At 42.5% G+C, this 6,743-nt stretch carries 8 protein-coding genes; 4 read left to right on the forward strand and 4 right to left on the reverse strand.

The window, feature by feature from the left end; translation table 11 throughout:
- Nucleotides 1–162 precede the first annotated feature (162 nt).
- Together KKB09_01155 and KKB09_01160 are read left to right on the forward strand one after the other, a co-directional pair.
- Complete coding sequence (locus KKB09_01155) at nucleotides 163–468, forward strand: hypothetical protein (protein ID MBU4299801.1); 306 nt, start codon at nucleotides 163–165, stop codon at nucleotides 466–468.
- A 4-nt stretch (nucleotides 469–472) separates the two neighbouring features.
- Complete coding sequence (locus KKB09_01160) at nucleotides 473–985, forward strand: GIY-YIG nuclease family protein (GenBank protein ID MBU4299802.1); 513 nt, start codon at nucleotides 473–475, stop codon at nucleotides 983–985.
- On the opposite strand, the gene KKB09_01165 is transcribed toward KKB09_01160, so the two are convergent.
- From KKB09_01165 to KKB09_01175, 3 genes are all read right to left on the reverse strand, one after another.
- The gene (locus KKB09_01165) at nucleotides 954–1,700 is read right to left on the reverse strand and encodes a HesA/MoeB/ThiF family protein (protein MBU4299803.1); all 747 of its coding nucleotides are present in this window, start codon (nucleotides 1,698–1,700) and stop codon (nucleotides 954–956) included. The two genes, KKB09_01160 and KKB09_01165, sit on opposite strands and share 32 nt — an antisense overlap.
- Before the next feature lie 50 nt (nucleotides 1,701–1,750).
- On the reverse strand, nucleotides 1,751–2,083 hold the full coding sequence (gene trxA / locus KKB09_01170) for a thioredoxin (protein MBU4299804.1): 333 nt from the start codon (nucleotides 2,081–2,083) through the stop codon (nucleotides 1,751–1,753).
- A gap of 116 nt (nucleotides 2,084–2,199) precedes the next feature.
- Entirely contained in the window at nucleotides 2,200–3,015 is an 816-nt protein-coding gene (locus tag KKB09_01175) for a hypothetical protein (GenBank protein MBU4299805.1), read from the reverse strand.
- A 277-nt stretch (nucleotides 3,016–3,292) separates the two neighbouring features.
- Here KKB09_01175 and KKB09_01180 point away from each other — a divergent pair, with 277 nt between their 5' ends.
- A complete protein-coding gene (locus KKB09_01180) occupies nucleotides 3,293–4,729 on the forward strand; it encodes an RtcB family protein (protein MBU4299806.1) in 1,437 nt (478 codons plus the stop codon).
- Nucleotides 4,730–4,753: 24 nt separating this feature from the next.
- On the forward strand, nucleotides 4,754–6,019 hold the full coding sequence (locus KKB09_01185; protein ID MBU4299807.1) for an adenylosuccinate synthase: 1,266 nt from the start codon (nucleotides 4,754–4,756) through the stop codon (nucleotides 6,017–6,019).
- A 29-nt stretch (nucleotides 6,020–6,048) separates the two neighbouring features.
- Here KKB09_01185 and KKB09_01190 read toward each other — a convergent pair whose 3' ends face one another.
- Nucleotides 6,049–6,642 (reverse strand): hypothetical protein, encoded by a 594-nt coding sequence (locus KKB09_01190; GenBank protein ID MBU4299808.1) that lies wholly within the window; start codon nucleotides 6,640–6,642, stop codon nucleotides 6,049–6,051.
- Between the last annotated feature and the right edge of the window lie 101 nt (nucleotides 6,643–6,743).

Raw genomic sequence — 6,743 nt, forward strand, 5'->3', positions numbered from 1 at the left:
AGCTGAAACGCCAACTGAAGCGTTTATACGAAAAATGCGGCCTGAAGTCTGGTTTGAGTCCGCTAAAGATTGGTTTTGAGGCGAAATTATGTGCGCGAAATATATATCAAAGAAGATGGAAATGATTACGGGATATCACAATTTAAATACGGTGTGATGAAAATGAACCCGACTAGAATCACGGATGAAAAAATACTTGAGGCACTCATCGGCTGCAAGCAACCTGCATCTTTTGAAAATATTGCCGCTTATTTGGGGTGTGTGAATAGCACAAATAATGGCAACTGCAAGTACACTAGCGATGCGCTTAAAATAATTCCCATATTGCGCGACTTAATCGAAAGAAAACTTGTAAATCCCATAAAAACATTTGATGCGGAAAATTTTTATGCGACTCGAGAAATACGGTATGCCGCCTCCAAAAAAGGACAGGATGTTTTAAAAGAATTCAATTATATATTCAGCTAATTGTATGAAAGGAATTTACTGTCTGGTTATCCGCCTCGAAAAAGATGCGCGCATCAGAATCGGCTCTTTAGGAGAGTTGTTTTTTGAAAAAGGCAGCTATGTCTATGTCGGCTCTGCAATGAACGGGCTTGAAAACCGCATTGCGCGCCACTTGAGATATGAGAAAAAACTGCATTGGCATATAGATTACATGCTTTCAAATAAATGCGCGCGAATCACGCAAGTTCTTGCAAAAGAAGCCGGAAAAAGTCATGAAAATCCTTATGCATGCCCCACCTTAAAGGGTGGTGCTTGTCCGGATTTTCAAGCCGTTTCAAAGTTTCGCTCCGCGCTAAAGCGCGTAGCTTCAACGTTTGAAAGCGAAGAGTGCGCGACTGCGGAAAAAATCGCGCGCATTGGAAATTGTGTTGAAGATTTCGAATGCAGCGACTGCAAATGCATTAGCCACCTATTTAAAATCAAAGGTAAGATAACACTTCCGGGATTCACTGTTTTTTCCCGCAAACATCGCATTTAGAATTCCTTTTTACATCAAGAACATCGAAACGATTCTCTAACAAGTCTGCATAAAACAACTTTCCTGCAAGCGTTTTTCCGAATCCGCAGATTATCTTCAGCGCTTCGTTTGCTTCAATTGTCGCTATAAGTCCTGTTGCTGTCGGAATCACCCCGAGCCGGCCGCAATCCATTTCAAGCCCTGACACGCGCTGGAAAACGCATTTGAGGCATGCTGTTTTCCCGGGAAGCACAGCCAGTGCCATGCCTTTGTCGCGCACAGATGCGCCGTAAATATAAGGAATTTTGTTCTTTACAGCAAACGCATTGATTATCATTCGCGCCTCCATATTGTCAGTTCCGTCAAGAATAATGTCAACGCCAGAAAGCAGTTTTTTCGCGGTTTTTTCATCCAAATCATCGCATATAGCGTCTATTTTAATGCCGGAATTTATCGCCGAAAGCCGCTTTTTTGATACAAATGATTTTGTCGCACCGATATCAGACTCATCAAAAAGCACCTGCCTTTGCAGATTGTCCGGCTCGACAATATCGCGGTCAATCATGCGCAAATATCCGACTCCTGCACGCGCCAAAATCATCGCAGCCACAGAACCAAGTCCTCCAAGACCGATAATTGCAACTTTCGCGCGCGACAACTTCTTCTGCCCTAATTTGCCTATTGTATCAAATGCAATCTGGCGAGAGTAGCGAACCGCACGTTCTGGAGAAATCATAGAACTAATTGCGCTTGAAAGAATAAAAAGAATCGAAATATACATTAACATTACTTCTTCAGCGCCTTATCAATCTGCTTTTTGAAGTCTTCCTTAGGCATTGCTCCGACAATACGCGCCTTTTCCGCGCCGTCCATGAAAAGAACAAATGATGGTATGCTCATTATTTCGTATTTTCCTGCAATTTCCGGCGCTTCCTCAGTATCAAGCTTTGCAAATTTCAACTTGCCTGCGTACGATTTGTCACCTGAAAGCTCCTCGAAAATAGGGCTCATCATCCTGCATGGCGGGCACCAGTTCGCCCAGAAATCTACAATTACCGGAATCTTGCTTTTAATGACTTCGGCTTCAAAATTACCACAGGTTAAATGAATTAGCGCCATACCTAATTTTGCGCTTTAAGATTTATATGTTTGAATTGCATTTTCAGTTTGGGTCGAATGTTCAAAAAGAAAATATAGAAATTGCCGGTGCGCTCACTTTAGGCAATTTCTTTAATTCATGCCACAATAGAAACCAACGTCGGTGCAATATGATAAAAAACAAAGTAATTGAAAGCTATATGTGTCGCATCAAAAACTAGGGTCTTTATCGCGCTGTGCCCTGAAGAAATATAAATTACTGAAATTATGGCGTCGTAAAGCACTGTAAAAATGACACCCCATAGCGCTATATTTGCTATTGTCAATGTTCCTGCAAGAAATCCGATAACCATTATTGTAATAAATGCAGGCCACATCTTTCCATGGTCTTCCTGTGTCAGGAGTGTGCTTAAAACAAGCGAAACAAAACCGACAATCAATCCGGCGGCGGCGCCATATGTGACTCCTGAAACTACTGTCGCAAGCATAACCAGTTCAATTCCAAACTCAAACGGAAAAAAGCGCTGCCATACCCTCGAAATCGCGCCCATGAATATCAGCGACAAAAGGACAATACCCGCTTTCATATAAGTGTAAAAGAAAAACGCGGACAAAATTAAAAGAATCGCGCCAATTGCAATTACAACTCTTCTGTGCTTCTTAAAGTCAAGTTTTATCAGCTCAAGAACGCTTTTTTCATGACGCGAGCCGCTGCAGGCAGGATTATTTGAAGAAACGCGATTTTCCGCATTTACGATATCTCGGGCAGGACTATTTAAGGTGACTCGATTTTCAGCATTTACTTTTTCAGCAATTATATTCTCATCAGTTACAGAAACTGTTTTTTGCGCGCCTGAAAAAACTCCTGCAACCGAAAGAACGAGCCCTGAAACGCTGAATAACTGCATAGAGGATTTATCTTTTTTAATAATCCCTCCTTCTCTTAAAGTCATACAGGCATTTAATTGATTTCAAAAGGTTTAAAGTATTTAAGGTGCGTTTCTCATATAATTCGGCAATTGACGTGCATAAAAGCGCAATATGACAAAAAAACGCTATATCCTATTAATACTATATTTGGCATCAGTCCGCCCATCGCTCATCACATTTTGTCAGTGTAGGTCAGTATCATCATTTGCCTGATTATGTTTGTCTGCCGAGATATTTAAAACTCAACTCATGACAATTCCATTATAAACCTTCCCCTCCAAATATGCAGATAGTGATATTATGAAGCTTACGCGAATAAACGATTTCTCCTACATGGTTGAAAAAGAGGGCAAAATGAATGTTCCTGCAGTGATTTTTGCATCAGACACATTGATGGAAAAAATCAAGCTCGACAACACGTTGCGCCAGGCAATGAATGTCGCTTGCCTTCCCGGAATCCAGAAGCACTCTCTAACAATGCCTGATGCACACGAAGGCTATGGATTTCCGATAGGCGGAGTTGCTGCATTCGACGAAAAGGAAGGCGGCATCATTTCTCCGGGCGGAATCGGTTACGACATCAACTGCGGCGTGCGGCTTGTTTCAACAAACATGACGCGCGAATCTGCAAAATCAAAAATAAGCGATCTTCTGAATCTTGTCCAGAAAAACGTTCCTGCCGGCGTCGGAAGCTCCGGGAAAATAAGGGCCACGCGCGAGGAATTAAACGACGTGCTTTTCAAAGGCGCACGATGGGCAATCGAGCACGGCTACGGCTGGAAAGAAGACTTGGAACGCCATGAAGAGAACGGCGAGATGAAAGTATCCGAGCACTACATCACAGCAGACGCGATAAAAAGAGGCATGCCTCAGCTCGGTTCTTTAGGCTCCGGAAATCATTTTCTTGAACTGCAGTATGTCGAGGAAATTTATAACGAAAAAGCAGCAAAGGCTTTCGGCGTTTCAAAAAACCAGTTGTGCGTAATGATTCATTGCGGCTCAAGAGGCCTTGGGCACCAAATATGCTCGGACTACCTTCGCGAAATGGAAAAAAGCTTCGGCCAGGATATTTCAAAACTGCCTGACAGGGAATTGATTTACGCGCCCCTTGATTCTGAACTCGGGAAAAAATACTATAACGCCATGTCTGCAGCAGCCAATTTCGCATGGGCAAACAGGCAGATGATAATGCATTGGGTACGCGAAAGCTTTGCAGGAATACTCAAATCAACGCCAGAAGACCTTGAAATGAAGCTGGTGTATGATGTGGCCCACAATATCGCGAAATTCGAAGAGCATGAAATCGACGGAAAGAAAAAAACATTATGCATACATAGAAAAGGCGCGACACGAAGCTTTGGCCCGGGAAGAATCGAAATTCCTGCGATATATCGAAAAATCGGGCAGCCAGTGATTATTCCGGGCTCAATGGGAACTTCATCTTATCTTCTTTCAGGAACAACGCAAGCTGAGCACGTAACTTTTGGCTCGACAGCGCACGGAGCAGGGCGCGTAATGTCAAGAGGCGATGCGCTTCGGAGATTCCGAGGCGAAGATGTGCGAGACAATCTCCTAAAACAGAATATTCAATTGCGCGCAAGCGGCGGATGGAAAGGCATTGCTGAAGAAGCGCCAGAAGTCTACAAAGATATTGACGAAGTGGTACGAGTTTCAAATGTTGCAGGCATAGGAACGCTTGTCGCAAAACTGAAACCAATGGGAGTTATCAAAGGTTAATTAAAGTCAATCAAAGGTTTGTCCATGTTCACAATAATAACCGGCGCGCAATTTGGAGACGAAGGCAAAGGTAAAATCGTGGATATGCTTGCTTCCGAATACGACATTATCGCCCGATTTCAGGGCGGCGACAATGCCGGACATACTGTTGTCACAGATGGAAAAACATACAAGCTGCACCTAATCCCTTCTGGAGTTCTGTATGACAAACGTCTTCTGATAGGTCCCGGCACTGTAATGAACCCCATAACATTGATGGATGAAATCAATATGCTCGCAGAATGCGGCATAGATGCGCCACCAACAAAACTTGGCATTGATGCAAAGACGAGCATCATAATGCCGTATCATGTGGCGCTTGACACCCTAAAAGAAGAAAGGCGTAAAGATAAAATCGGTACCACAGGAAGAGGAATCGGGTATGCGTATCGAGATAAAGTAAGTCGCGATGAAATAATTTTCGCTGACTTGATAAATAACACTCGCTTCACAGAACGTTTTGAGGAATTGCTCCCGCAAAAAGAGTTTGAAATAGAATTGCTTGGCGGAGATCCAAAACTCGCAAGCAAAGGAAAAGAGGACTATATACAACTCGGAGAAATGCTAGACCCATACATAACGGACGTATCAAAAGAAATAAATTTTGCATTGAAAGACAATAAAAAAGTTCTTGCAGAAGGCGCGCAGGGAACGCATCTTGACAATATTCACGGCACGCAGAAATACGTAACTTCATCCAGTACAATCGCTGGGTCTGCATGTGCTTCACTTGGCGTAGGTCCAAAAAAAGTTGATGAAGTGATAGGAGTTATCAAAGCATATATCACGCGTGTTGGAGAAGGACCGCTGCCCACTGAACAGAAAAATGAAATAGGCGAATATCTGCGCGAAGAAGGCAGAGAATTCGGCACAACTACTGGAAGGCCGAGACGATGCGGATGGTTTGACATGCCGATTGCAAAAAAAGCCATCAATCTCAATGGATATACGTCTATGGCGCTCACAAAGCTTGATGTACTTTCAGGGCTTGATCCGGTAAAACTTTGCATAGGGTATGAACTGGATGGAAATAAACTCGATTATATGCCGGAGCTTTCACATGATGTCGCAAAATGCAAACCCAGTTATGTTGATATCCCTGGATGGAATGATGATGTCTCAAATATTGCTAATTTTACAGACATTCCAGAAAATGTAAAACACTATGTGCAAGAGCTTGAAAATATGATGGGTGTCAAAATAAAATATGTTTCTGTAGGGCCTGGAAGAGAACAGACACTATCTCTATAGGTATCGAAGCGATCGTCAAGTAATGTGTGTTAGGGGATGACGCCAATATATGTGATCGAATAATCACGAGCGGGCACATGTTTGTACAAATACGCCTCAGCTTCAAGAGATATACTCGATTTTTTATCTTTGATTGCCATATCTGCAATCAATCCGCCATATTTTTTGCTGTTTTCTTCAGAAATACTTTCGGCAGCAAAAGTAGACGTATCCCTAATCCCTCTTTTAACAAGCTTTTGTGATGCCGAAGCATCCACAACCGATGGTGTTTTTTTACGGTTTACGACAAGAACAAGATCATCAAACTTCAAGCCGGATTTGTATGCTTGATAGACTGCTTCTGCATCAAACTCGCTTTTTGCATTATCAAAAGTCGAAGACTCTTTTTCAATATGTTTGTAATTTACAAGTTGGTAATACGTACCACCCCGTAACATTTCATGACAATAATCTGGCAGCACGCGATTTAAATTCAGATAACTCATAGGAACTTGATAATTAGTGAACTTATACGCAATATCTTCATGCAGATTTTTTCCAAATTCGGAAGCCTTATTTTTTAGTCCATCAAAAATAATTTTACGTAAACTACCGCGCCATAAATGGCGCGGCGTTTCATGCATGACTTACGCCGCAAACTGAATCAGCTTACTTTGTGCGCCGAAATTCGGCTTTGTAGATAATGTTTTATGCCAATGCTTCTGTTGCGACTGTTCAACATAAT

It is taken from the genome of Nanoarchaeota archaeon (assembly GCA_018897155.1).
Lineage (GTDB): Archaea > EX4484-52 > EX4484-52 > EX4484-52 > LFW-46 > LFW-46.

Bases quoted from the DNA above. Each gene is read 5' to 3' on its own strand.
- KKB09_01155 (MBU4299801.1), top strand. From the start codon at position 163: ATGAACCCGACTAGAATCACGGATGAAAAAATACTTGAGGCACTCATC.
- KKB09_01160 (MBU4299802.1), top strand. From the start codon at position 473: ATGAAAGGAATTTACTGTCTGGTTATCCGCCTCGAAAAAGATGCGCGC.
- KKB09_01165 (MBU4299803.1), bottom strand. From the start codon at position 1,700: ATGATTTCTCCAGAACGTGCGGTTCGCTACTCTCGCCAGATTGCATTT.
- trxA (MBU4299804.1), bottom strand. From the start codon at position 2,083: ATGGCGCTAATTCATTTAACCTGTGGTAATTTTGAAGCCGAAGTCATT.
- KKB09_01175 (MBU4299805.1), bottom strand. From the start codon at position 3,015: ATGACTTTAAGAGAAGGAGGGATTATTAAAAAAGATAAATCCTCTATG.
- KKB09_01180 (MBU4299806.1), top strand. From the start codon at position 3,293: ATGAAGCTTACGCGAATAAACGATTTCTCCTACATGGTTGAAAAAGAG.
- KKB09_01185 (MBU4299807.1), top strand. From the start codon at position 4,754: ATGTTCACAATAATAACCGGCGCGCAATTTGGAGACGAAGGCAAAGGT.
- KKB09_01190 (MBU4299808.1), bottom strand. From the start codon at position 6,642: ATGCATGAAACGCCGCGCCATTTATGGCGCGGTAGTTTACGTAAAATT.